The sequence below is a fragment of the Rhodococcus sp. H29-C3 genome (assembly GCF_030063405.1).
Classification (GTDB): domain Bacteria; phylum Actinomycetota; class Actinomycetes; order Mycobacteriales; family Mycobacteriaceae; genus Rhodococcoides.
The window spans coordinates 66,768-92,274 of sequence record NZ_JASITC010000002.1; the positions used below are offsets into that span (position 1 = coordinate 66,768).

21 protein-coding genes and 1 pseudogene are annotated in these 25,507 nt (G+C 63.0%); 11 read left to right on the forward strand and 11 right to left on the reverse strand.

Annotation, left to right across the window (positions count from 1 at the left end; all coding sequences use genetic code 11):
• Positions 1-27 precede the first annotated feature (27 nt).
• The 4 genes from QMK32_RS04375 to QMK32_RS04390 all read right to left on the reverse strand — a co-directional run bounded on the left by QMK32_RS04375 (position 28) and on the right by QMK32_RS04390 (position 5,146).
• Positions 28-1,860 carry a phosphoenolpyruvate carboxykinase (GTP) gene (locus QMK32_RS04375; RefSeq protein ID WP_283473276.1) on the reverse strand — a complete coding sequence of 611 codons (1,833 nt, stop codon included), beginning with the start codon at positions 1,858-1,860 and terminating at the stop codon, positions 28-30.
• Between the two features lie 311 nt (positions 1,861-2,171).
• On the reverse strand, positions 2,172-2,465 hold the full coding sequence (locus QMK32_RS04380; protein WP_283473277.1) for a DUF6802 family protein: 294 nt from the start codon (positions 2,463-2,465) through the stop codon (positions 2,172-2,174).
• 42 nt (positions 2,466-2,507) lie between these two features.
• Positions 2,508-4,040 (reverse strand): hypothetical protein, encoded by a 1,533-nt coding sequence (locus QMK32_RS04385; RefSeq protein ID WP_283473278.1) that lies wholly within the window; start codon positions 4,038-4,040, stop codon positions 2,508-2,510.
• A complete protein-coding gene (locus tag QMK32_RS04390) occupies positions 4,037-5,146 on the reverse strand; it encodes a hypothetical protein (protein ID WP_283473280.1) in 1,110 nt (369 codons plus the stop codon). Before QMK32_RS04390 ends, QMK32_RS04385 begins: the two co-directional genes overlap by 4 nt.
• A 138-nt stretch (positions 5,147-5,284) precedes the next feature.
• On the opposite strand from QMK32_RS04390, the gene trmB reads away from it, so the two are divergent.
• From trmB to QMK32_RS04415, 5 genes and pseudogenes are all read left to right on the forward strand, one after another.
• The gene (gene trmB / locus QMK32_RS04395; protein WP_283473281.1) at positions 5,285-6,043 is read left to right on the forward strand and encodes a tRNA (guanosine(46)-N7)-methyltransferase TrmB; all 759 of its coding nucleotides are present in this window, start codon (positions 5,285-5,287) and stop codon (positions 6,041-6,043) included.
• Entirely contained in the window at positions 6,040-6,744 is a 705-nt protein-coding gene (locus QMK32_RS04400; RefSeq protein WP_269301581.1) for an NYN domain-containing protein, read from the forward strand. The genes trmB and QMK32_RS04400 overlap by 4 nt, the downstream gene beginning before the upstream one ends.
• Position 6,745: 1 nt before the next feature.
• On the forward strand, positions 6,746-9,949 hold the full coding sequence (locus tag QMK32_RS04405; protein ID WP_283473283.1) for an MMPL family transporter: 3,204 nt from the start codon (positions 6,746-6,748) through the stop codon (positions 9,947-9,949).
• 31 nt (positions 9,950-9,980) lie between these two features.
• Positions 9,981-11,021, forward strand: a pseudogene (locus QMK32_RS04410) (MMPL family transporter); the annotation flags it as partial.
• Between the two features lie 48 nt (positions 11,022-11,069).
• Positions 11,070-12,986: an HNH endonuclease signature motif containing protein gene (locus tag QMK32_RS04415; protein ID WP_283473284.1), complete on the forward strand. Its 1,917-nt coding sequence runs from the start codon at positions 11,070-11,072 to the stop codon at positions 12,984-12,986.
• Positions 12,987-13,011: 25 nt separating this feature from the next.
• Here QMK32_RS04415 and QMK32_RS04420 read toward each other — a convergent pair whose 3' ends face one another.
• Entirely contained in the window at positions 13,012-14,880 is a 1,869-nt protein-coding gene (locus QMK32_RS04420; RefSeq protein ID WP_283473285.1) for a DUF2339 domain-containing protein, read from the reverse strand.
• Positions 14,881-14,971: 91 nt separating this feature from the next.
• Entirely contained in the window at positions 14,972-15,625 is a 654-nt protein-coding gene (locus QMK32_RS04425; protein WP_283473287.1) for a DUF1707 SHOCT-like domain-containing protein, read from the reverse strand.
• A gap of 81 nt (positions 15,626-15,706) precedes the next feature.
• On the opposite strand from QMK32_RS04425, the gene QMK32_RS04430 reads away from it, so the two are divergent.
• Complete coding sequence (locus tag QMK32_RS04430) at positions 15,707-16,096, forward strand: SRPBCC family protein (RefSeq protein WP_283473288.1); 390 nt, start codon at positions 15,707-15,709, stop codon at positions 16,094-16,096.
• Position 16,097: 1 nt separating this feature from the next.
• On the opposite strand, the gene QMK32_RS04435 is transcribed toward QMK32_RS04430, so the two are convergent.
• From QMK32_RS04435 to QMK32_RS04450, 4 genes are read right to left on the reverse strand one after another with little or no spacing between them, the layout of a single operon-like run.
• Positions 16,098-16,322 (reverse strand): autophagy-related protein 2, encoded by a 225-nt coding sequence (locus QMK32_RS04435; protein ID WP_269301586.1) that lies wholly within the window; start codon positions 16,320-16,322, stop codon positions 16,098-16,100.
• 27 nt (positions 16,323-16,349) lie between these two features.
• On the reverse strand, positions 16,350-17,006 hold the full coding sequence (locus tag QMK32_RS04440) for a LuxR C-terminal-related transcriptional regulator (protein WP_283473289.1): 657 nt from the start codon (positions 17,004-17,006) through the stop codon (positions 16,350-16,352).
• Entirely contained in the window at positions 17,006-18,136 is a 1,131-nt protein-coding gene (macS, locus tag QMK32_RS04445) for a MacS family sensor histidine kinase (RefSeq protein ID WP_283473290.1), read from the reverse strand. The genes QMK32_RS04440 and macS overlap by 1 nt, the downstream gene beginning before the upstream one ends.
• Positions 18,129-19,352 (reverse strand): AI-2E family transporter, encoded by a 1,224-nt coding sequence (locus QMK32_RS04450; protein WP_502943527.1) that lies wholly within the window; start codon positions 19,350-19,352, stop codon positions 18,129-18,131. Before QMK32_RS04450 ends, macS begins: the two co-directional genes overlap by 8 nt.
• A 73-nt stretch (positions 19,353-19,425) precedes the next feature.
• Between QMK32_RS04450 and QMK32_RS04455 the strand changes: the two genes are divergently transcribed.
• From QMK32_RS04455 to QMK32_RS04475, 5 genes are all read left to right on the forward strand, one after another.
• Positions 19,426-20,880 (forward strand): adenylate/guanylate cyclase domain-containing protein, encoded by a 1,455-nt coding sequence (locus QMK32_RS04455; RefSeq protein WP_269301790.1) that lies wholly within the window; start codon positions 19,426-19,428, stop codon positions 20,878-20,880.
• A gap of 30 nt (positions 20,881-20,910) precedes the next feature.
• Positions 20,911-22,077, forward strand: coding sequence for a lysylphosphatidylglycerol synthase transmembrane domain-containing protein (locus QMK32_RS04460; RefSeq protein WP_283473292.1), 1,167 nt, complete (start codon positions 20,911-20,913; stop codon positions 22,075-22,077).
• A 127-nt stretch (positions 22,078-22,204) separates the two neighbouring features.
• Entirely contained in the window at positions 22,205-22,756 is a 552-nt protein-coding gene (locus tag QMK32_RS04465; RefSeq protein ID WP_283473294.1) for a YceI family protein, read from the forward strand.
• A 119-nt stretch (positions 22,757-22,875) separates the two neighbouring features.
• A complete protein-coding gene (locus QMK32_RS04470) occupies positions 22,876-23,238 on the forward strand; it encodes a DUF3054 domain-containing protein (protein ID WP_283473961.1) in 363 nt (120 codons plus the stop codon).
• A 45-nt stretch (positions 23,239-23,283) separates the two neighbouring features.
• Positions 23,284-24,732, forward strand: coding sequence for a peptide MFS transporter (locus QMK32_RS04475; RefSeq protein WP_283473295.1), 1,449 nt, complete (start codon positions 23,284-23,286; stop codon positions 24,730-24,732).
• 12 nt (positions 24,733-24,744) lie between these two features.
• On the opposite strand, the gene QMK32_RS04480 is transcribed toward QMK32_RS04475, so the two are convergent.
• Positions 24,745-25,488, reverse strand: coding sequence for a sulfite exporter TauE/SafE family protein (locus tag QMK32_RS04480; RefSeq protein WP_283473296.1), 744 nt, complete (start codon positions 25,486-25,488; stop codon positions 24,745-24,747).
• Positions 25,489-25,507 lie beyond the last annotated feature (19 nt).

The window sequence follows — 25,507 nt, forward strand, 5'->3', positions numbered from 1 at the left end:
GGTGGTCCCCCGCTTCGTACTGTCGGACTATGCGCCCAGACGCTGCTTCAGCGCTTCGAACTCGTCCTTGATTCCGGTGGGAAGCTTCTCACCGACGAACTCGAACCACTCTTCGATCAGTGGGATCTCGGCCTTCCACTCGTCGACGTTCACCGCGAGCGCCTCGGCGACGTCTTCGACGGTGGTGTCGAGGCCCGTGATGTCGAGTGCTGCTGCCGTCGGGACGACACCGATGGGCGTCTCGACGCCTTCGGCCTTGTGCTCGATGCGCTCCACGATCCACTTCAGGACGCGGGAGTTCTCGCCGAATCCTGGCCAGAGGAAGCGCTTGTCGTCGCCGCGGCGGAACCAGTTGACGTAGAACACCTTCGGGAGCTTCGACTCGTCGGCGTTCTTGCCGAGGTCGATCCAGTGCTGGAAGTAGTCACCGACGTTGTAGCCGAGGAACGGCAGCATGGCCATCGGGTCGCGGCGGATGGCTCCGACCGTGCCCTCGGCTGCTGCTGTCTGCTCGGATCCGACGGTGGCGCCCATGAACACGCCGTGCTGCCAGTCGCGAGCCTCGGTGACCAGCGGAACCGTCGTCTTGCGACGTCCTCCGAACAGGATCGCCGAGATCGGCACACCCTCCGGGTCGTCCCACTCGGCCGCCATCGACGGGCACTGAGCCATGGGCACGCAGTAGCGCGAGTTCGGGTGTGCGGCGTTCTGATCGGACTCGGGCGTCCAGTCGTTGCCCTTCCAATCGATCAGATGCTGCGGGTCTCCTTCGAGACCCTCCCACCACACGTCGCCGTCGTCGGTCAGTGCCACGTTGGTGAACAACGAGTTGCCCTGATCGATGGTCTTCATCGCGTTGGGATTGGAATCCCAGTTGGTGCCGGGTGCGACTCCGAAGAAGCCGAATTCGGGGTTGACGGCGTAGAGACGGCCATCCTTGCCGAAGCGCATCCACGCGATGTCGTCACCGATGGTCTCGGCGCGCCAGCCCGGAATGGTCGGCTGAATCATCGCGAGGTTGGTCTTGCCACATGCGGACGGGAATGCCGCGGCGATGTAGTAGGCCTTGTCCTCCGGCGAAATCAGCTTGAGGATCAGCATGTGCTCGGCGAGCCAGCCCTCGTCGTGAGCCATTGCCGACGCAATGCGCAGCGAGTAGCACTTCTTGCCCAGCAGAGCGTTGCCGCCGTAGCCGGAACCGAAGCTCCAGATCTCGCGGTCCTCGGGGAAATGCGTGATGTATTTGGTGCTGTTGCACGGCCACGGGACGTCGTCCTGGCCGTCGGCGAGCGGGGCGCCGAGCGAATGCAATGCCTTGACGAAGAATCCGTCGTTACCGAGCTTGTCCAGTACTACCGAGCCCATACGAGTCATGACGCGCATCGAGACGACGACATACTCCGAGTCGGTGATCTCCACGCCCAACTTGGGGTCCTCGGCGGCGAGCGGGCCCATGCAGAACGGGACTACGTACATGGTGCGTCCGCGCATGCTGCCGCGGTAGAGCCCGGTCATCAGCTCACGCATCTCCGACGGGTCCATCCAATTGTTGGTGGGACCTGCGTCGATTTCTTCCTTGGAACAGATGTAGGTCCGCGACTCGACGCGTGCAACGTCGGTCGGATCGGAATTGCCGAGGAACGAGTTCGGCTTCTTTTCGTCGTTGAGCCGCGTGAAAGTGCCTGCGTCCACCAAGTGTGTGGTGAGTCGCTCCCACTCTTCGTCGGATCCGTCAGCAAAAACCACCCGCTCCGGCTCGGTGAGTTCTGCTACTTCCCGCACCCATGCAAGAAGTTCCTTGTGTTGGGTGGGAAGTGCGGCATCAGTGCCGTTCAAACCGGGAATGGTCGCTGAGGTCATCTAACTCTCCTGGGGTGAGCCGGAACCAGATTCAACTTCGTCGCTGCCGGGCTGAGCAGCGGTACAAAGCAAACCTGATCATCCCTTTCTGTGGGGCGCTGCCCGATTGCCGACTTGCGTATACCGCATACTACCGGTCACGTCAATCGAGAACACGGGCGCCGGGTGTCCTGGTCTCAGGTTAACGCCGAGTGACGCCGTTCCGGAACCGGGGTGTTGTCCGATTGGTCACAAGAACGATTCAGCTGATGGAAAGACGGTTCGCGCCGACGCGCTTATCGGTACTGACATGGAAGAACGATCAACTACAACTAATCGAAAATCTCGCCCGAATCGGTACGCTCCCACCGCGAAGATCCGTCGGCGGTACGAAAAATCTCCCAGGATTGGTAACCGCCGTCACGTCCGAAACTTGTGAAGGTTTCGATCACGCCGTCGGCGTCCGCGTCGCGTGCAATGGTCACCCCTGCATCGGTGTGGGTCACCCGAGTCTCGTCGAACCCATCGCCGTCGACGTCGAACATCTGTGTCGAGAGCGCCTCCGACGGTTCGTCGCGGTCGACCGCGGTGCTCGCGTCTACGAAGAACGCATCGGTAAAGTCCATGGTCCCCACCTCGAAGTCTCGTACGAGAAGTACTCTCGCGCCCTATCTGTTCAGACGCGCCGCGGACCGCGTCGGTTCCACCCTTCGTTCGAGAGATTCTGGGTGAGAATTCGCCGGGTCGGACACGTCGAACTTCTCGATTCCGCGATCCAGCGATGCAAGGTCTCTATCGCACGCTGCGAGAACCGCCGCCCGATGTTGCGCGGCACCTCTCAGTGCGGCCTCGACTCGCCCGAGTTCGGTCTCGACCGAGATCGCCATCGCACGCGAAGTCTCACCTTCCGCCTGCGCGAAGGTGGTTTCGGCGGCGAGGATACGGGCGAGTGCACCCTGCTCCCACAACGACTTGGCCGATCTTGCCCTCTCGTACGCCCACGTACGCACATGTACCCGATCGGCAACCAGCGAGCGGGCGTGCACCAGCCACCACGCAGCGAGGGCGCCGAGTATCAGCGAGAAGGGAATGACGGCGATCGCCAGCGCGGGCACCATCGACAACGGCGACACCGCAATTCGACCCAACCCGACACCGGCGGATGCACCGACGAAAATCATGATGCGGTCTTCCATGCTTCGGCGACGCGAGGTCGGTTCCTCGATCTCGGTCCGAGCCTCTACCTCAGCGGGCACTTCCGCGCCCAAACCTAGATCGGCATCGATCGAGCGCAGTCTCGTCACCAACGAGGATTCCACCCCGTCTCTGGCGCGTTCGAGCATCCGAGTCAGATGAGCGGGTAGTTGAGAGAGCTCCGCTCTGCTCGCGTTCTCGACAGATTCCCTTGCATGAGAGGTGAATTGGCGTACCGCCTCGTTGATCTCGTGCATCGTTTCCGCGCGGCTCAACTGGAGCCTGCTACGCAACGTTGCAGCGCGGTCGGTCCGCCCGCGATCACGTGAGTCGGCGAGACGAGCGCGCTCTGCGCGCAGCCCTGCTGTCGTCGACGCGCTCGTCACCGCCCGCGCCTTGTTCACGATCTCGCGACGCGCACCCGCGGCGGCCGCACGTACTGCTGCGTTGTACTTCCGCTCGCTCACCGTGTGGTCCGCCTGCACCATCGCTGAGCAGACGAACGCCCCGAGCGCATCGATCCCCGACTCGTCCGCGAGCGAGTCGCGCGCGTCGCGATCTGCCGAGGTGCGGCTGCACTCGGCGAGCTTGGCGGAAATGGGCCACAGCGACACGTCGACAGCACGAGGAACGCGGTCGCTGATCACTGCCGACACCGATCGCCGAACCTCACGCCAATCTCGGTGGGCATCGATCTTGTTGATCACCACAGCGACGGTCGTCGACTCCAACGCGGGCGCCAGCTCGGCCAGGGCGTCGCGGCCGAGCGGTGCGGACGCATCGAGTACGTACACCACCACCGCTGCCGTGGTGACGTCATGAGCCCACTCGAGTACCCCGTCTGCTGCCACTGCCAACTCTTTCTCGACGGCAGAGACGCCCGATCCGCCGACTCCGGAGAGATAGACGCCGCGGGGAACCGCGCGTCGTGCGTTCGCGATGTCGTCCGTCCCGATCGGATACCACCGGCGAACGACGCTGTCCATGTCGGCGGGTACGTCGATCACGAGCGTGCTCGCATTCGCAGATACCCCCGCGAGATCGCGCGTGCTGCCCGGCTGTAGTTCGGATCTTCGGTGGATTGTGAGCGTGCGAGCCACAGTGCGGCCGATTCGACCTTGTTCCCCGGCTCGGCCGTCTCGCCGAGCGCATCCAACGCCGACCGCATGATCGCCAGGACTGCCTCGTCGGACGCCAGGAAGGTCTCGAGTTCCTCGGCGCTGGTCGGATGCTCGGCAGCAAGTTCGGTCAACCGGTGCAGTAGGCGCGCCTGCCTTTCGATGCGCACCCGCTCGACGCTCTGCCGAACTGTGTCGGTGAACCGCGCCGCTCCACTGACACCGAGAAGCAGAAGCCGGATCCGCACGTCATCCATCGTGGGATCGGAACCAAGCGCCTCTACTGCAGTGCGCACACCGAGAATTTCGATGCGTTCGACGAGTTCGTCCCGCTCGGCCGCAGTCGGCACGTCCCGCGACTCCGAGGTGTGGCGAATGTCGGCACGCAGAAACCTCTCCCTCGTCAGCATCATGTCCGGGGAAAGGTGTGGAGCCGCTCGGCGAAGCATCTCGAAGGACTTCGGCTCTCCCTCCGACACCGCCCGGGCGATCGTCCCCATCAGCGGAAACACTTCGATACCGACCGCGGACGTCAACCGGTCCAGCGCCCCCACAAGATCGTCGACGGTGTCGGCTTTGGCCAGTACCGGCACTACGTGCGACGCCGACGCCACGGCGTCGACATCCGCCTTCTGGGCGCCACTCGTGAGCACGTAGACCACTACGTCCCCGTCGAGATCGGGATCGGGTGCGCTCGGCACGTCCATCGCAGCGGTCTCGGTGATCTCGACGTCTTCCCAACCGACGTCTGGGAACCGGGAAACAGTGGATGCAGTCAGCACCGCACGCACCGAGGACTTGCCCACCCCGACCCGACCGGACACTTGAATGCGAATCCGGGCGAAGCAGCGGTCGAGCGCGAGACCGATCTCACGGCCCGAACCTGGATCGCGTTCGGACACACTCGACGCAAGAGAGCGTATTCGTCCCTGGTTCACTCCGCTCATGACTTCCCCCCACCGAGATTGCTGCACGTAACCGGGCTTTGCGCTCACGACAGGGTCCCCACCCGTCGTGCGGACCGATTCTGACACAGACCCGCCAGAAACTTTCCACAGAAGACACCCGCTGGCCTGCATTTACACGCAAAGTCTCAACTTCAACTCCAGACCCATCTGTCACACGCTCGCCCGATGGGCGACAATGGTCCAGTGAACGACGCACGAAGCACCACGCCGAACCTCGAACCAGGGGACGACCAGGGCCAGAATCGAGGGTCCCGGCTGTACCCGAGGGTGACGAGCTTTCGCTCCCGGCGCGGAGCTTTGACCGCCGCGCAGCAGACCACCTGGGACACGCTGTGGCCGAAGATCGGCCGCGATGTCGCCGACGACCTCATCGACGTCGATGGGTGGTTCGGCCGTCAAGGGCCCGCGATCCTCGAGATCGGATCCGGAACCGGCACCGCCACGACCGCGATGGCTCAGGCCGAACCGCATGTGAACTTGATGGCCGTGGAGGTCTATCGCCCAGGTCTCGCACAGACGCTGCAGCAAATCGAGCGCGAGGAGATCGACAACATTCGTCTACTTCGCGGCGACGCGATGGACGTGTTGGAGAACATGCTGACCTCTGAATCGTTGACGGGTGTCCGGGTGTTCTTTCCGGACCCCTGGCCCAAGGTCCGCCACCACAAACGACGGCTGCTGCAGGCCCCCACGTTCGCGATGATCGCCGACCGACTGAAGCCAGGCGGAGTTCTGCACGTCGCAACCGATCACGCCGAGTACGCAGAATGGATCACCGAGGCCGGGAACGCAGAACCGTTGCTGACCGTTCTCGATTGGGAGTCTCCGATGACACACGAGCGACCCGTCACCAAGTTCGAGGGCAAAGCCCAACTTGTGGGCAGCTCGGTGACGGAGTTGATATGGGGGAAGATCACACCATGAGCGTCAGCGAAGAGGTACCGAATACAGCTTTCGCTCCTATACCCGCCCTCGACGCAAGTGATTCTCATCACAACAAGCGAGTGCTTCTGGTGTGGGATGCCCCTAACCTCGACATGGGGCTCGGCGCAATTCTCGGCGGCAGGCCGACTGCGGCTTACCGCCCACGGTTCGATGCGCTGGGCCGATGGCTGTTGCAGCGCACCGCCGAACTGTCGACGAACGGTTCGGGGATCCTCGAAGCCGAGGCAACGGTATTCACCAATATCGCTCCAGGCAGCGCCGACGTCGTTCGACCCTGGGTCGAAGCGTTGCGTAACGTGGGTTTTGCGGTGTTCGCCAAGCCCAAGGTGGACGAAGACAGTGATGTCGACGACGACATGCTCGACCACATCGAGTTTCGTAATCGCGGTGGCGGGCTTGCCGGAGTCATGGTCGCTTCGGCTGATGGCCAGGCTTTTCGTGAGCCACTGGAGAGCATCGCCGCAACTGGTGTGCCCGTTCAGGTGCTCGGGTTCCGTGAGCACGCAAGCTGGGCGGTCACATCGGAGACTCTGGAGTTCCTCGACCTCGAGGACATTCCCGGAGTCTTCCGTGAGTCTCTGCCCCGCGTGAGTCTCGACTCGCTGCCGGACGAAGGCGCATGGCTGCAGCCGTTCCGACCACTGTCCGCCCTTCTCGTCGGGCGTCAAGGAGTTTCTTAAAGTGTTCGCCAGATGGGGAGATCTCGTCTACCGCTTGCGGTTCACGGTCATCGGAGTCATGGTGGCCGGGCTTCTGGGCTTCGCAGCGTACGGATTGGATCTCAACGACCATCTGAGCCAGAGCGGCTGGGACGACCCGGGATCGGAGTCGGCCCAGGCCGCTCGCCTCGCCGACGAGACCTTCGGGCGTGATCAGTCCAGCGACGTGATCGTTCTCTACACCGCGCCCGAAGGTAAAACCGTCGACGACCCGAACTTCAACGCGAAGGTCACCGACAGTCTCAACTCTCTTGTCGGCGAGCATCCCGATCAAATCTCCAAGATCAACGGAACCTACTTCAAGGTCGACAACGCCGTCAGCGCCGTGGCGCTGGCTACCCCGGACAGAACCCACGCCATCGCCAGTATCGCGATAGTCGGTGACAACGACACCGAGCTGACCAACAATTTTCAGGAGATCAAGGACGTCTTCTACGTCGACGGCGTCGACGTGCAGGTCACCGGCCTGCAGGCGGTCGCCGGAGCCTTGCAGTCGACCATGGCCGGCGACATCCACCGGATGGAATTGCTCGCCATTCCCGCCGTCGCAGTACTGCTCTTCTTCATCTTCGGCGGCGTAGTAGCCGCAGCGCTGCCCTTGATCGTCGGTGGCCTCACGGTCGTCGGAGCCAACGGAATCGTCAAGGTCTTCACCAACTTCACCGAAGTCAACAGCTTCGTCGCACCGGTGGTCTCTCTCGTCGGTTTGGGCTTGGCCATCGACTACGGGCTCTTCATCGTGTCCAGATTCCGCGAAGAACTCGGCGATGGCTACTCGACCACCCAAGCTGTCCGACGCACGGTCATGACTGCAGGCCGCACCGTGGTCTTCTCGGCGACGATGATCGTCGCCTCGTTGGGCGGCCTACTGCTCTTTCCGCAGGGCTTCCTCAAATCTGTCGCCTACGGCTCGATCGCCACCGTCGCACTCGCCGCACTGACAGCGATCACGATTCTGCCCGCAATGCTCGCGATCCTCGGCCCACGCGTCGACGCGCTGGGTTTGAAGTTCATGCGCAAGACCAAGTCGTCCGAGGAAATCGAGAACGGCATGTGGGGCAAGCTGACCCGCTGGGTCATGCAGAACCCGCTCAAGGTGACGATCCCGATCGTGCTCGGCCTGGTGCTGCTGACGCTCCCCGTCGGCAACATCAAATTCGGTGGAATCAACGAGACCTACCTGCCGCCCGACAACATCACCCGTGAAGCGCAGGGCGAGTTCGACGAACTGTTCCCAGGGTTGCGTACCGAACCGCTCAAGCTGATCATCTCCAATGCTCAAGGCTCATCCCTCGCGCAGATCACCAAGCAGGCCAACGAGGCCCCCGGGCTGATCGAGAAGTTCGCTCCCGACGGCGCGAGCAAAGACGGCGTCATCGTCTTCAAGGCCGGCCTCATCGACCGAAACGACTCCAAACCTGCCATCGACTACCTGCGAAGTATCGACGTGCCCGCCGGGGCGACGGTGATGGTGACGGGAACTCCTGCGATCGAGCAGGACAGTATCGCCGCCCTCATCGACAACCTGCCGCTGATGGCACTTCTGGTCATCTTCGTGGTGACGCTGTTGATGTTCTTGACCTTCGGATCGCTGGTGTTGCCGATCAAGGCTGTCCTCATGACGACGCTCGGGTTGGGCGCGACGATGGGCATTTTGACGTGGATCTTCATCGACGGCAACGGCGCGAGCTTCATGAACTTCACGCCTGGGCCGATCATGGCACCAGTGTTGGTGTTGATCATTTCCATCGTCTTCGGACTGTCCACCGACTACGAAGTCTTCCTCCTCTCACGCATGGTCGAAGCCCGCGAAAAGGGAGCCAGCACCAGCGAGGCAATCCGCATCGGAACCTCGCACACCGGCCGAATCATCACCGCGGCCGCCCTCATCCTCATCGTCGTGACAGGCGCATTCGCGTTCTCCGACCTGGTGATGATGAAGTACATCGCCTACGGCATGATCGCCGCGCTCATCATCGACGCGACGCTCATCCGCATGTTCCTCGTCCCTGCCACCATGAAACTGCTCGGCGACGACTGCTGGTGGGCACCGCAATGGATGAAGCGAATTCAGCAGCGGCTCGGCCTCGGCGAGACGATCCTCGAAGACGAGCTGATGCCGGACGACGTCCCCGAACTCGCGCTCGTCGGAGGACGCCCGGTCACCACCGTGAAGCCGCCGATGAGGCCGACGCCACAAGCCGCGGAACCTCTGACCGAACCGATCCCGATGATCGCGCCATCGAGCGCGGGTCCCGTTCGATCGACCTATGCAGCAAAGGAAGCAGAACGGCGTTCGGCGACGGGCAAGCCTGCCACGGCACCGACCGAAGACACTCGGGCAGCCGAGATCGTTCGGGCCACTCCCCCCGTCGTGCAGCCGGAGCCCCAGAAGCCGGTAGTTCGACGCCAGCCAGTGGTACCAGAGCAGCCAGTGGTACCAGAGCAGCCAGTGGTTCCAGAGCAGCCAGCAAAACCGGAACAGCCAGTGGTTCCGGAGCAGCCAGTGATTCGCCAGCAGCCACCCCGCACCCCGGAGCCCGTACGGGCCGCCGCACCGGACTCCCGCTCGATCGAGAGCTGGCTTGCGGATCTACGTGCGCCTACCGACTCTCCCGAAGCTCCGAAGAAGGCCACAGCGACGCCTGCCGACCGCTCGGTGTCCAACGGTGCCCGTAACGGCTCCTACAGCAGTAGTTCGACCGGCCGTGAGTCCGACAGTTCGCGCACCGGAACCGGTGGGAACCGCGACTACCCCCGAGACAGCGGTTCCGACGCAGATCGCACGACCAACGGATCTCCGCATAACGGCTCCTCAACCAACGGCTCGCACACCAACGGCTCCTCAACCAACGGTTCGCACACCAACGGTTCCGCCGGTAGCGGCGCCGGTGCCCGTCCGAGCGAACCGCGTACGCGCTACGACATCACGACTCGAAATGCGCCTGGCCGACGCAACGAGACCCCTAGTGATCCGCCGACGCCCAGCAGCCCTGAGCGCTCGGACTCGACGGCGGACGCGGACACGCCGTCGCAAGGTCGACGTCGAATGAACGAACCCGTCAATCCTGATCCGTCGGAAGCCGATATCGACAGCGGACGCCACCGCGGCGGGCAGCAGGCCTTGAGCGTCAGCGAACTCCTCGCACGGGAGCGTAGGAAGTAGCCCTAGCGCAGTCGAATTACACCCCCCCGGATCGATCTCGGTGCCGTTCATGCGTAAAACCAAGCCGTCCGAGGAAATCGAGAACGGCATGTGGGGCAAGCTGACCCGCTGGGTCATGCGTCGTCCCCTCGAGTTTGCTGTCACGATCGTGCTCGCACTACTGGCGCTTACCCTCCCGGTGGGAAAGATCGAATTCGGGCTGGTGATCTCGAACGCGCAGGGTGCGTCCCTCGGGCAGATCACCAAGCAAGCCAACGAGGCTCCCGGACTCGACGAGAAGTTCATACCTGTCAGTGCAAGCAATGACGGTGTCATCGTCATCAAAGCAGGCTTCGAAGACCGCAACGATTTCCAGCCTGCGATCGATCACCTGCGCGGCATCGAAGTTCCGGACGGCGCAAGCGTCCAGATCACAGGAACCCCTGCGATAGAACAGGACTCGATCACTGCACTGGTGGATCGACTGCCGCTCACCGCGATCCTGGTAGTCCTCATCGTGACGCTGTTCATGTTCCTGACGTTCGGATCGCTGATTCTACCCATCAAGGCCGTGCTCATGACCGCGCTCGGATTGGGTGCGACGATGGGCATTCTGTCGTGGATCTTCATCGACGGGCATGGTTCAGAGTTGTTGAACTTCACGCCGGGTCCGACCATGGCGATGATCCTGCTGCTCATCGGCGCGAGCGGATGGTCGAGGCGCGAGCGGATGGTCGAGGCGCGAGACAAGGGCGAAAGCGCCATCGACGCAATCCGAATCGGCACTTCACATTCCGGACGCATCATCACCGCGGCAGCACTGATATTCATCGTGATGACAGGCTCGTTCGCATTCTCGGACCTGGTGATGACGAAGTACATTGCCTTCGGCATGATTGTCGCGCTCATCATCGATACGACGGTGATCCGCATGTTCCTAGCCCCGGCAACCATGAAGCTTCTCGGCGACAGCTGTTGGTGGGCACCGGAATGGATGAAGCGCATCCAGCGTCCAACCTGCCTCGGCGAGCCGGTCCTGGAGGATCAGAGCGTCGAGACTTCGGCTGGACACCAATCAACAAGCGCACGTTGATCTCTGGGTTTCGAGTTTGTGTCGGTGGGAGAAGTTACACTCGACAGTATGTTCGAATCAAGGTTCGTCGACACCGCTGACCAGGCGGTTGGCGGCATGCTCGACATCCTCACCGAATGTGCGTCGGCGGAGAATGTTCGTCGCGGCCGCCTGGTCGAGGCAGTATGCGAGATCCTCGATCGCCGCCTCGCCGATGCCGAAGAGCGCGGCGGAGATCCGTCGGAGTGCCATCGTGAAGTGCTCTGTGAGATCTCGACGCAACTGACGGTGTCACTGTCGACAGGTCGCACTCTCCTCGATACCTCCGAGGCGTTGAACCATCTGCCGTTGACGGCGCTGCGGTTGATATTCGGGGGCATCGACTGGGCGCGAGCAGTGGTGTTGGCATCGGTGCTCGGCAAAGCCAGTGCACGCACCGTAAAGGCAATCGAATTCCAAGCTCTCGCGGCAGCCGAAAGTATGGCACCACGCCGCTTGCGCAACCGCGTGTGGAGTTTATGGATGCAGTTCGACAGAGCGGAAGCGACTGCGGCACAGACGGAAGCGAAGGCAAAGGCGACCGGAGTCAATATTCACGAGGATGGGACCGGGATGTCTGTACTGCGCGCGCAGATGTCGGATCTGCAAGGCGCCGAGGCAGAGGCCTTGATTTCGGAGATCGCCGCGACCGTATGCAAGAAGGATCCGCGTACCGGGCAGCAGCGCCGCGTGGATGGATTGTTGGCTTTGCTGTACGGCGAGCATGCCTTGGTGTGCCGCTGCGAGCTCACCGAGGAGTGTCCGGCTGCGGGTATCGCGGAAGAAATCGCTCCGCGCCGCGGTCATCTACTCAGCATCCTCGTCGACGTCGAAACCTTGTTGGGATTGTCCTCGACGCCGGCGACGTTGCCGGACGGGACGGCATTGGATCCGGATCTGGTGCGGATGTTGGCCCAAGACGCACGGTGGCAGGCAATCTTGACCGAGTTGGTCGAGGTGCTCGAGGTAAGCCGAGGTGGAAGCACCGGCTCGGGTACCGAATCTGACACTGTCGAGACCGACGAGACGAGTGTCATGAGGCCCACTAGGAAGAACGCCGCTGAACGCACGGGGGAGGTAGACAATCCTGTTGCCGGACAATCGGATCCAGGATTCACGGCCGATCCCGTCGCAGGATCGAACGGCACTCGCGATGATCGGCCGGAGTCACCCTTACCGCGGGTCGAGCAGGTGCTTCGGCGGATCCTCGGGCGCGGCAGAGTTCGCGGGGCAGCGGAGGTTCCCCGACCGGGTCGATACCAGATCGACCAGCACACCTCAGGGGAGGATTCTGCCCTACGCCGCTACGTCGATTCACTCTTGCGCGAGATCGAGCGTGATCCATCGAAGACTGCGGGAGTGTTCCCCGACGGGCACGGCGGACTCGAGAGTCCACCGCCCGGAGCGTTGACGTATCGTCCTTCGAAAGCTGTGGCCTCGATGGTCCGAATGGCGTACCGTACGTGCACATTTCCGAGCTGTGACACGCCGTCGTCGCGGTGCCAACTCGACCACATCGTCCCGTTCGACCACGACAATCCTCGGGAAGGTGGATGGACGGTCGGGTCCAATCTGCACCCGGTATGTACTTGTCATCATCAAGCGAAGACTGCCCGAATGTGGGCGTGCGCGATGCTGTCCGGTGGCGCGATCCTGTGGACGGGCAACGCCGGTTCCAGACGGGCAACGCTGCCCGACTTCTCGGTTCCGAATTCCCCGCCACTTCGTGTTCGTAAAAGGCGGCCGGCGCCCCCGGAGAATTGCCCGGACGGCCCGACCTGGTGGGAGAAACATATGCCTCCCCACACTCACCCGCCCTCGCGTTCCGAACTTGCCCGGGCGGGCACCGACGAAGCTCGGTCCAGAATCCGCGAGCTTCGCCGCCGCTTCCGGCAACACCGCGCTGCCGAAAATGCCCGCGAACGCCGCCGGCCAGCACCGTACTGAGCCGGCGGGCTCGTCCCGTCTCGGGTTATGCCTGTTCGGCCTCGCGGTCTGCGAACACCTTTGCGTACCTGGTGCCCGCGAAGAGCAACAGAAGTCCGACGACGATGAAGGCGCCGACACGGAAGAGACCGTCGAGAGCAACCAGATCGAACAGGAACAGCTTGGCCACAGCAGCAGCCGTCAGCGACAGCCCCGCCAATAGTGCAGTGTGCGCATACTTCTCACTCCGGAGCCCCATAATCAGCAATGCCATGGCCACCGCCATCCATCCGATGGTGGCCGCACAGTGACCCGCGATGAAACCTGTTGTGCCGCCGATTGCTCCCACTCCGAGCGCGACCGTCGCGGACGTCAGACCGTAGAGCGAGACAACGCCTGCGAACACCCAGCAAGACTGCACGTTCTGCTCGACGATTCCGAGTTGGACAGCAACCAGAACCAGGCCCGCCGCAACCGCTACCAACAGCAGGCCTGCAACCACGACGCCGAAATGTCCGGTGGCGTAGTCCGCATCGATGAGACCGTCGACGGGAGCGACGACAACGAAACCGATAGTCCCGAGTGCGGCGAATGCACCGCCGATGAAGTAGGCGATCTTGGACGAGAGCTTCTGCGCGAGAACGAGTGCCGCAGCAGCGACCGCCAACAGCGTCAGCGGACGCAGCTCCACTGCGGTCGGAACGACGACGGCCTGCAACAACGCCGCCGCACCGACAAGCGAAAGCACAATCCTGGCATGCACCGGCAACCAACGAGCCAAGGCGATAGTTGCCGCGCAGGTAACGGCGACCAGGAGTTCGACCAAGGCGAGTGTCCACCGCTCGAACAGGGTGCCCACCACAAGGATCGGCAGTGCACCGAGCGCCATCATCATCGATGCCATCGTGTCGGCTGCGTTACGGCGAAGGAGTTCGAGCGAGCTTCCCAACCCGAATGCGGCGACGACGGATGCAACGACCAGCAGTGTGACGGCATCACCGGTCCCGACTCCAGCGGACGAGGCCTCCGCTATTCCCAGCAACGTGGCGGCAACGATCGGAAGTGTGCGCGCCACATTCAGCAACGGCCAGTCACGTCCGAGCTGGGCGGGGAAGGTCGCGATGAACGTTGCAGCGAAAAAACCGATGACCGACAACGTGATTCCGCCGCCGACCACTGGTGCACACAGGGCAACTCCGGTAAGAATCAACGCCGCCATCGGCTGCGAACGCCACGACACCGCCAGCGCGATACCAGCCGCTGCGATACCGAAGGCAGCGGCCAAACCGAGAGCCGGCTCGAGCCAGTCGTAGATCACGGTTACGGCCACGACGTCGAGATACAACCCGGCAACTCCGGTCGCCGCGACAGCGATACCACCGACCCTGCCGCCGGATCGACCGAATATGCGGGACCCGATGTAGACCAACGCCAACGAGAATGCCGCTCCCGCACCGACACGTAGTTCGGGCCCGAACCACCCCGCTTGCGCTGCCAGAACCAGCAGCATCACGATGCCGATCAATGTCACTCCGGCACCGGCGATCGCGAGCAGCCGAGAGATCACACCGTCCCGCTGCCACCATGGCTCCTTCTTCGGCGCGGCAGGCCGGGGCGGTGCAGGCCGAGGCGGGGCAGGTTGGGGCGGTCGAGGGAACTGCTGGGGCTGAGGCTGGGCAAACTGCTGGGGCTGGGGCTGGGCAAACTGCTGAGGCTGGGGCGGAGTGAAGGGACGGGGCTGAGCAAACGGCTGGGGCTGGGCAGGGAACATCGGCGCCTGCTGCGCTGCCAGTTGCGTATGCAGCTGCCCTAGTTCGCCGGAAACCTGCCGGAGATGCTCCCCCAGTGCTGCGAACTGGCCTGACAGTCTCGCCACCAATTGCGGATCGACACCGGCACTACGCGGATTCGTCATGGACAGATCATGTCGGACGGTGCCCGGCAACGGCTGAGTATTTCTACTCCTGCTTACCTAGGGGTTTGCCGAACCGCCCTTACGAAGGAACTCAGTTGCCGAACATCCGTCGCAGGGACGTGCCCAGTGGATGCTTGGCGGTGAGTGTCCCGAACCGGACCTTTCCGCGCACGATGACGTGCAGCGGCCCGATCGGCGGGCCGGTGCGTACCTTGTTGTTCGCACTCCCCCCGACTGTTTCGAGGCCGTTGAGGTCAGCGGTAGCAGCCGGGGGCAGGATCAGCGAGATAGTGCTGCAATAGTCGCTCACCATGATCTCGACGACCTGGGTCGACATGATTGCCTGCGTGAAGTCCAGCGTGACGTTCGAAAGCTTGCTGTCGATCGTCATCCGGGGTGGCACGTTCCAAGGACCTTTGCGTGACACCGTCGACATCGTGCCGCGGACGACCGATGCCTGACTTCGATCCCACGACACCGAATGCGCCCGGTCGTAGGTGGGGGCGCTCTGCCGATACGGCGCCGAGGCTGCGGGGACGGTCGGCCGATACTCCTCGGCAATCTGCATCCCGGGCAGATCCGCCACGACAGAGTTCAGCTCACCACGCGTCTTCGCGGTAAGCGCAGTGTCCATACGTTCGGTGAACTCCCCGAGGGACAACATCCCCAGACCCACCGCACGCTGCAGCAACTCACCGACATGTTCTTTTTCGACGTCCGATACTCGCAGATTCCGGGCCTCCATGAAACCAGGATAATGCCCAGGCGGAGCGACTGCCTTGAACTGCAAGGTTCACTGGGCCAGCTCGCGGGTACAGCCCACAGTATGGAGATCACGATCGATGCGACCGGCTCGGCTCCCGCAGGGATGGTGTGGGAGCGCTACATGAACCCCGATCTGTGGTCGACGTGGGCGCCACAGATCAGCGGCGTCGACTACGACGGCGAACGGCTGGTGGCCGACACTTCCGGCCGAGTCGAGGGACCACTGTGGATTCGGATCGACTTCCGCGTGCTCGCCGTCGACGAGGCGGCCCGCACCTGGACGTGGCAGGCCTGGTGGCAGAACCGCGCGCTGGGGTTGACGCTGACCCACGGCGTGGAGTCGCATCCGGCCGGTTCACGGACGTGGTTGACGGTCGACGGCTTCCCAGGGCTGGTGCTTCCATATGCCCCGATCGCCAAGCTCGCCCTCACCCAGTTGGTCAAGAGCTGAGCTACTCGGTTCGCGTCGTGGTCTTCGGGTCCGTCTCGGTGTCGGTGACCTCCGCGGCATCAGGGGTCGGGAACGTCGGCTTGTCGCCCGACCCGTCGAGGTGGTCGTCGAACTCGCGGACGGCCTCCCCACGCTCCGCCACACTCTGCCCACCGTCCGCATCGAGGCCGGCCGACTTCTCGGTCGGGTCCACCGTCGTATCCACTGGCTTGTCCGTCTCACTCATGGGGTGGGGTTGCCCCGAGAGGGCGGCTCACAAACCCTGTTCGATCGCGTAACGCGTCAGCTCGACCCGATTGGCCAACTGCAGCTTGCGGAGTGTGGCCTGCACATGATTCTCCACCGTGCGATGACTCAACGTCAGTTTGGTCGCAATCTGCTTCGCGCTCAACCCCTTTGCCACGAGGCGTAGCACTTCGGTTTCGCGGTCGGTCAGTGTCGGTCGCAGCACTTCGGTGTCTTGTGCGTCCGCGGGGGCGGTCGCAATACGTCGATACTCCCCGAGCACCAACCCGGCCAGACCAGGAGTGAACACGGCTTGTCCGGCGGCGGTTGCCCGCACAGCGTCGAACAATTCCTCGGCCGATGCACTCTTGACCAGGTATCCGCTGGCACCGGACTTGATTGCGTCGAGCACGTCACCGCGCTCGGCGGAGGCCGACAGCACCAGAATCCGACTGTTCGGCGAACCGAGAAGTACCTGGACCGTCGCGTCGGCACCGTTGCCGTCGGTCAGGTGCATGTCCATCAGCACGACGGCTGGTTGCGTGGCCTGAGCGCGACGCCCTGCGGACCCGACTCCGTCAGCGGTGGCAACGACGTCGAATCCGGCCGCGTCGAGATCGCGTGCCACCCCGTCGCGCCACATGGGGTGGTCGTCGACGACCATGACAGAAATCTGCTTCTCCATCACTTCCGCTCCTTCGGTACTCGAATCTCCCACTCGGTCCCCATCCCGACATCGCTATCGAGAACTGCTGTGCCGCCTAGCATCTCAACTCTCCCCAGTATCGACTTGGAGACGCCCATTCTGCCTTCTGCCTCAGCTTCGGCGAGGCGTCCGGCAGCTATCCCGACGCCGTCGTCGCGGATACTCAGGATGATGTCGCCGGCTACATCTTCGAGCAGAACGTACGCGCGTGCACCCGATCCCGCGTGCGATGTCACGTTCGACAACGCTGTCGCGAGAACGGCAGCGAGCTCCTCGGCGACGGGTTTGTGTACGAGTACGGGATCAGTCGGGGCAGAGATCGACACCGTGGTACTGCCCTGTTGTCGGAGCAGACTCCCCAAATCCACCTCTGCATCGCCGGCAGCGACGCGGCTCGGGTTCCCCTGCTCGGAGATCAGCATCCGCAGCGCAACTTCTTGCTCACCGGCAAGATTGGCGAGTTCACCTGCGGCACCGCCGATTTCGGTTCCGCGTCGACGAACCATCGCCAACACTTGCAGGACGCCGTCGTGCACCTGGCGGGCGAGCCGTTCACGTTCTTCGGTGATCGCCGCGAGTCTGATGGCCCGCTCCAATTCCGAGTGTGCGCGCTTGGCCGTGTTGCTCGCCAACCCGAGTGCAAGCCCGACCGACACCAGAACCGGCGCTGTCGCATCCGTCCACAGATCGAAGTTCACCTGATCGCGCACCAGTGTGCTCACAGCCGCGAGCACGATTGCCGACGCGATTCCGCCCCTGGGCCCGAAGAGAATTGCCGCCGAGATCACCGCATTGGTGGCCCACAATGTCGTCGGGAGAGTTTGGTGGGTGCTGTACCACTGGGGATCGGCGACCAACCGCGTCGACGCCATCAACCCGATGACGACGAGTTGGTCGGCGAACACCACCTTCCATCGCGGAATTTTCGGGTTCGAGAGAAGCGCTGCCGAGACCCCGGTCCACACCGCCATCAGCGCCACGAAAAACCAGCTCAGGCGCGGATCGTTGTAGGACGACATCGAGGCGACCTGGTAGCTGACCGCATAGAGCAGGGTGACGAATCGAAACACCTGCGACGCGCGCCAGAGCGGAGTCAGTGCGTCAGTCATCTGGCTTTTCGAGAGTTCCTGGGTCGAGTTGTCGACTACGTGGATGTGGGCTGTCCCCCGTTGCCGGGAACAGCGGCTCCGACGGATCGTGTTCCTCCAGCTCCTCGTAGACCTCGTCCGGGTCGTCTGCCAGCAACGAGCGGATTGCCGTGTTCAGCACTGCCACGATCGGAACGGCCAGCAGGCCACCGACGATGCCTGCCAGCAGGATTCCCAAGGTGATGGCGAAGACGACGGCCAAAGGATGCAGTCGCACCGCGCGTCCCAGCAGCAGAGGTTGCAGTACGTGCCCCTCCAGTTGCATTACTGCGACGACGATGCCGAGCGTGATCAATGCGGTGATCAGACCTTTGGTCACCAGTGCGATGAACACTGCGACGAATCCGGTCAGGAAGGCCCCGACAATGGGGATGAACGCGCCGATGAACACCAACGATGCCAGCGGCAAGGCCAAGGGCACACCGAGAATGGCCAGCCCGGCCCCGATACCGATGGCGTCGGCAGCTGCGACGGCAACCGTGGCGCGAACGTATCCGATGAGGGAGCCGAAGCCCTGACTTCCGGCAAGGCGAATACGACGCCGTGCCGACGTCGGGGCAAGCCTGGTGACGAAGTTCCAGATCTGATCTCCTCCGTACAGGAAGAAAATGAGCGTGAACAGCGTCAGCAACGCGCCGGTAAAGATCTCACCGATGAGCGTCGCGGTGGTCAATGCGCCGGACGTCACCGCTGCCTGATTGTCCTGGATGGCTTTGACGGCGTCGTCGCTCGTCTGCCGGATCTGATCCTCACTGATGTGGAGTGGACCAGTGGACAACCAGGACTGGATGTCGTTGATGCTCGCGGTGAATTGATCGCCGAGTTGCGGTAGGCCCTCGATGAATTGCTCGACGACGAACGTCATGATTCCGACGACGACACCGATGCTGGCGATGATGACGACGACGACTGCTGCGGACCTCGGGACTCCGCGTCTCTGCATCCAATCGACGATCGGCACCAGCATCGCCGAAGCCAGCAGCGCCAGTCCGATGGGAATGAACACTGTTTCGAGCCTGATGACGACATAGCAAAGGGTCAGGAATCCGGCGAACAGAACCAGCAGACGCCACGTCCATTCCGCTCCGACACGCACCAACGGATGGACCGAATCCGCCGGCGATCGGGCACCCGAAGGGTCCTTTGGTGCTTCTGCCCGCGACTCTCCTGTGCCCACCCGGTAAATTTAACCTGTGCTGGCATCTTTCCGAGCGGTCTCGCTCACCCTGAAGAGTCGCTGGCCGCTCTATATGGTCTCGATGGGCCTGTCCAACCTCTTCGGCGCGGTGCTCGTATTCGGCTTCGTTCGCTATGGGCTGCCCATAGCCGAGTCGGAGTCGATCATCGCGGACCGATCACGCAACGTCTGGATCTTCAGCATCTACCTGCTGTTCGGAGGCGGGGTCAGCCTCTATTACGCGTCCCGCCTGTTGCGGACGGTCGTTCGGTGGCAGCTGCGGGGTGGCCCACCCACCCGTAAGGAGCAGATGACTGCGCTGCACGCGCCGTTGCGTCAAGCGATCGTGCATGCCGTTCTGTGGGTCTTCGGGGGTGTTCTGTTCGTCGTCCTCACGGTCGCCGAAATGCCGTCGCTCGCTGTCGCCGTCATCGTCACCGTGGTCATGGCTGCCACCGTCACTTTCGGATTCACCTACATGCTCGGCGAACGCATCCTGCGCCCCCTCGCTGCGATGGCACTGAGCGAGGGTCGATTCGACCGGACCATGACACCCGGCATCGGCACCCGGATGGCGATGACCTGGGGGCTAGGCACCCTGATGCCCGTCATCGGCATCATCTTGCTCTGCGTGACCCAGCTGACCACCGATCTGGTGTTCTCCCCCAATTCGCTCGCGATAGCGATCATCCTGCTCAGCGTCCTCGCAATCGGGCAGGCGTTCATCCTGTCGATGTTGACGGCCAGCCAGATTTCCGACCCGATCCGGCAACTGCGTCGGGCGATCGAGCGGGTCCAACGCGGTGAGAACGACGTCGAGGTCGACGTGTTCGACGGCAGCGAGATCGGCCGACTTCAGGTCGGCTTCAACCGGATGATGGAGGAGTCCGCGGAACGACGCGTCCTGCGTGAACTGTTCGGCGCACACGTCGGCGAGGACGTGGCTCGCCGTGCATTACAGTTCGGTACCGAATTGGGAGGCGAGACTCGCTTCGTCGCGGTGCTCTTCGTGGACATGGTCGGGTCGACGGCAACGGCTTCGGAGCGTCCTCCCAGTGAGGTCGTCGTCCTCCTCAACGAATTCTTCCGCGTCGTCGTCGACGTCATCGATCAGCACAACGGATTCGTCAACAAGTTCATGGGTGATGCGGCACTCGCCATTTTCGGCGCACCCCTCGACCGACCCGATGCGCCGACCGCTGCGCTCGCTGCAGCTCGTGACCTGCGGTTCGCCCTCAACGACATCACCGGACTCGACATCGGTATCGGTGTGTCGGCGGGACTGGCCGTCGCCGGGAACATCGGCGCAGCCGAACGGTTCGAGTACACCGTGATCGGAGATCCCGTCAACGAAGCGTCTCGATTGACCGAACTGGCCAAGCTGAGACCGGGCCGCGTTCTCGCGTCGACCTCCGCGCTCTACTTCGCCAGCGACGAGGAACAGGCGCATTGGGAACTCGGTGATCAGGTTCAATTACGCGGCCGGCGTAGACGCACACATCTTGCGTGGCCGGTCGAGCATCCCTGACAGCGGGCGCAGTGTGGTTACCCTGTGAAGGTGGCCGAACCAAGACCGGAGTCCGTTGCCGACGGGCCACGGAAACGGAATCGTCTCCGCTGGTTCAAATGGGTCGTCGGGATTGCCCTGCTCGCACTGCTCATCGGCGAGGGAATCTACCTCTGGCCGCGGTTGCACGAGTCGTGGAAGGCCCTCACCGAGATTCATTGGGGCTGGCTCGCCGCATGTGTATTTGCGCAAGCACTCTCACTGAGCGCGTTCGGCCGGGTCCAGAAGCAACTGCTCGAAGCCGGCGGAGTTCGCGTCCGTCAGTCCAAGTCGGTCTCGGTCATCTACGGCAGCACTGCCATGTCGTTGACGCTGCCCGCCGGACAGGTCTTCTCCACCGCGTTCACCTACCGTGAGACCCGACGGTGGGGCGCGAGTCCGGTAGTCGCCTCTTGGCAGCTCGCGATCTCCGGAGTCATCGCGGCGGCGGGGCTCGCACTCCTCGGCGTCGGTGGCGCCCTCCTCGTGGGTGGATCGGTCAACACGTTCACCCTGGTACTGCCAATTGCGGGCGTCATCCTGATCGTCCTGGGAGTGCGGTACATCTCCGCACACCCGCAGGCGATACGCAGCACGGCCCAGTGGACGTTGCGCAAGATCAACGACTTCCGTAACCGGCCCACCGATACCGGCGCCAAGCGTATCGACGAGATCATCGAACAAGTTCAATCGGTTCGACTCGGCACACGCGACGGCGTGCTCACCGTGTCGTGGTCGGCGGTTCACCGACTCGCCGACGTCGCCTGCCTCAGCTTCGCTTGCTTCGCCGTCGGTGCAGACCCCCGACTCTCCGGTCTGCTCATCGCCTTCGCCGCAGGCAAGGCCGTCGGATCCGTGCCGCTCGCGCCGGGTGGGCTCGTCATCGTCGACGCCACCCTGATCGCCTTTCTCACCAGCGCGGCCAGCATCAGCGCGTCACAGGCCGTCGCAGCCGCCTTCGTCTATCGCGGTGTCAGTTTCATCCTCGTCGCGATCGTCGGCTGGGTTGTTTTCCTCGTCGTGTTCCGTAACCACCAGCACGAGAACCTCGAATACGACATCGCCGTCGAGCAGCGGGAAGCCGTCGAACAGCGGGAAACCAGGGACCTGTACGAAGGGTCACGGCTGCCTCGGGAAGCTCCGCCGCGGGCGGACAACGCCGATCCCGAGTCTGGATAACGGGCTTTCCCTCCCACTTCGAACTGTGATCGGCCTTTTTATTCGACATCAGGGAATAGATGCGGACCCCGGTCCGCTTATGTACTATGTAAGTTGAACCTTCAACCCCACAGCTAGAGGAGCTCGCATGACCACCGCGATCGCATTGCCAGAATTGTCCGCAGGCACCTGGAACATCGACCCTTCGCACTCCACCGTCGGCTTCTCCGTGCGCCACCTCGTCGTCAGCAAGGTCCGCGGCCGTTTCCAGGCCTTCACCGGCACGATCACCGTTGCCGCCGACGGCACTCCTTCCGTCGCCGCCGAAATCGACGTCACCTCGATCACCACCGACAACGCGCAGCGCGACGGCCACCTCGAGACTGCCGACTTCTTCGAGGTCGAGAAGTACCCGACCGCCACCTTCGTCTCGACGTCGGTACAGCCCCAGGGTTCCGATTTCGTTGTGACCGGTGACTTCACCCTCCACGGCGTGACCAAGTCGATCGACCTGGTACTCGAGTTCAACGGCGTCAACGCCGGCATGGGCAACGGTCCGGTCGCCGGCTTCGAAGCCACCACCACCATCAACCGTCGCGACTTCGGTCTCACCATCGACATGCCTCTCGAAGGCGGCGGCGCAGTCGTCGGCGACAAGATCACACTGACCCTCGAAATCGAAGCAGGCCTGGTTTCCTAGATCGCCATTTTCACCAGAACGGGCCCGCGGACATACTGTCGGCGGGCCCGTTCTCTATTGTGGGACCGGTGAGCAAGCGCAACCCGATCATCGCCGCCGTACCGGGTCGTTTCGCCCCGATCTACATTCCTGCAGTCATAGATCTCGTTCTGGTGCTGATCTTCTGCGCCGTCGGTCGACGCAGCCACGACGAATCGGGTGCACTTGCCGGATTGGCGACGACCGCCTGGCCGTTCCTGATCGGCGCGGCCGTCGGCTGGGCCGCCACCTGGGCGCTCTACCGCGACAAGTTCGACGCGTTCCTCCTTCTCCCGACCGGCATCATCGTGTGGGTGTCCACTGTCGCGATCGGCATGGTGCTGCGGGCGATCAGCGGGCAGGGAACTGCCTTCAGCTTCGTCATCGTCGCCACGACCGTGCTGGCGGTGTTCCTTCTCGGCTGGCGCGCCCTCGCGCGAGTCGTATCCGCCCGGAAAAACTGACCCCACCCGTACCCTCGGGGCACTCGTACGTGGGACAGTTCTGTAATGGCGGATGTGACGGACAAGCAGGACACCGGGTTCTTCGGGCAGCCATTCGCACTGGCGAATCTGTTCGGTGTCGAGATGTGGGAGCGGTTCTCGTTCTACGGGATGCAAGGCATCCTCATCTATTACCTCTACTACTCGGCGTCCGACGGCGGACTCGGGATCCCCGAGGGCTCGGCGACGTCGATCGTCGGTGCATACGGCGGCACCGTGTACCTGTCGACAATTCTCGGTGCGTGGATCGCCGATCGTCTTCTCGGTTCCGAACGCACCCTGTTCTACAGCGCCATCCTCATCATGTTCGGCCACATCGCACTGGCGGTCCTACCCGGCTTTCTGGGGGTCGGTGTCGGCTTGATTCTGGTCGCGTTCGGTAGCGGCGGTCTCAAAGCCAACGCGACATCTCTGGTGGGAGACCTGTACGAGGAGAAGGATCCTCGACGGGACGCCGGCTTCTCGCTCTTCTACATGGGCATCAACATCGGCGCGTTCATCGGCCCGCTGCTCACCGGCTTGGCCTGGGACAAGATCGGATTCCACGCCGGATTCGCGCTGGCCGCTGTCGGTATGGGGCTCGGACTCATCCAATACACGCTCGGCCGGAAGCATTTGCACGGCATCGGCGCTGTCGCCCCCAATCCGCTCCCCTCGACCGAGCGAACCAAGTGGGTCGCGATCGTTGCGGCGGCCATCGTCGTCGTCGCCCTGCTCTCGGCCTTCGGAGCGATCAGAGCTTCGAACCTGTCCAACGTCGTCGTCGGAGTCACGGTCGTCGCTGCGGTCGGGTACTTCGCGATCATTTTGTCCAGCAAGAAGATCACCGCGATCGAGCGTCGTCGGGTCATCTCGTTCATTCCGATGTTCATCGCCAGTGCTGCGTTCTGGTCGCTGTTCCAGCAGCAATTCACCACAGTGCCACTCATCGCCGACACCGAACTGGACCGCAATCTCTTCGGCTGGGAGTTCCCGCCGTCATGGGTCCAGTCCATCAACCCGGTGTTCATCATCATCTTTGCGGGCATTTTCGCCGCAATGTGGACCAAGCTCGGTAACCGTCAGCCCTCGACGCCCCTGAAGTTCGCTGCAGGCGTGGGCATCATGGGCGTGGCTTTCCTCGCATTCGTGCCCGCCCTCGCCGGCGACAACATGCCACTGCTCGCCCTGATCGGCATCTTGCTGATGTTCACCTTCGCGGAGCTGTTCCTCTCCCCGGTCGGCCTGTCACTGTCCACCAAGCTCGCACCGGAGAACTTCCACACGCAGATGGTCGCGTTGTTCTTCCTCTCCGTCGCCCTCGGTTCAGCCATGGCCGGCACTCTTGCCGGCTACTACGACCAGGACAATCCGAACCCGTTCTTCTACAGCGTGGGAGCTGCATCCATCGCGGTCGCCGTGGCACTGGTTGCGCTGACCCCGTGGATCAAGAAAATGATGAGCGGTGTGAAATAGCAACGCCTGCAGCTACTTCCACATCAACCATGCTGCGAGCCCGAGCCCGAGAATTCCAACGGCGATGCGCAGGAACGTCGGGGGGATGAGCTTGACCACGGGCGGGCCGCAGTAGCCACCACAAAAAGCTCCTATCGCCAGCGCCAGCGCAGCGAGCCAGTCGACTTGGCCGGAGAACGCAAAGATCACGGCCGCAACGAGGTTCGCGACGCCCAGAAAGAAACTCTTCAGAATACTGGCGCGCCATATCGTTTCGGACGTGGCGATCAGGGCGAGCGCCAAGAAGATCACCCCGGCACCTGCCCCGAAATACCCGCCATAGATAGCAACCAAGAACAGTGCGAACGGATACAGCGTCGGAAACTGTCGATTTCCGGACAGCTTTCGAATCCTCGGTTGCAGTAGCAGCGCGAGGGCAGCGAACGCAACGAGGAACGGCACCACCAACTCGAAGGATCCGGCGGGCGCAACGAGCAGAACAACGGCACCGACAAGCCCACCCGCTGCCGAATAAACGGCGTAACGAACCAGCTGCTTGCTGTCCTTGGCAAGTTCGGCCGAAGCATTCGTCGTTGCGCCGACGCCGACGCCGACGGCGACCATCGCCACCGTGTTGGTGACGTTTGCGCTCACCGGAGGCAACCCGACAGCCAGCAAGGCGGGATACGACACCAGCGACGCCATTCCGGTCACGAAGCCCACGAGGCCGGCGAAGTAACCGGCGACGATGAGCAGACCGAAATGCAGTACAGACACAAGGGCTAAAGCTACCCTG